The organism is Vibrio sp. 2033 (assembly GCF_033339735.1).
Map to the genome: position 1 here is coordinate 1 of NZ_JAWOVC010000690.1, position 550 is coordinate 550.

The window sequence follows — 550 nt, forward strand, 5'->3', positions numbered from 1 at the left end:
TTTCGCAACATCTTGCAGCTCACTGATGATCTTAAATGCATCTTTTAAGTGCTTGCGCTCAAAGCTACTGAAATCATCGGGTGCGATGTGGTTGTCTGGAGTGGTGCCCGCCAGAATCGCATTGAGTTGATGACGGAAACGTACCTGAGTAATAAAGCGATACGCGCCAATGATGTTTTCAACACTGTCTTTCGACAATGTGCCGTGCTGGGCTGCGTAGCGAAAACGCTCTTCTGTGCCAGTTAACGAGCCGCCAGCGGCAAGACTGAAAATACGCGCCAGATCGATGATCAGATTCAAGGCGTACTTTTTGATGTTTAACGTGTTGCTGTTTTCCCCACCTTTTTCCAACACCAAATTGTTGAAAATGCCAAGTGGCGGCTGAGTGTCAATCGCGTCTCGCACCAAAGCCGGAATAAAGCTCGGGCTCTTTTGAATACAATCATGCAAGTGTTGTTGGATTTGGTCGACAAACTCGCGGTTGCCGTGAATGGCACGCACTTCAAGGAATACGCTAATGCTCAATAGTTTGTTGTATTCTGGGCTGGCC

Annotated in this window: 1 protein-coding gene; it reads right to left on the reverse strand. The window is 47.8% G+C overall.

The features are described from left to right. The coding region (locus R7P74_RS28535) for a putative nucleotidyltransferase substrate binding domain-containing protein (RefSeq protein WP_318124057.1) at positions 1 to 550 on the reverse strand (550 nt) is incomplete at both ends.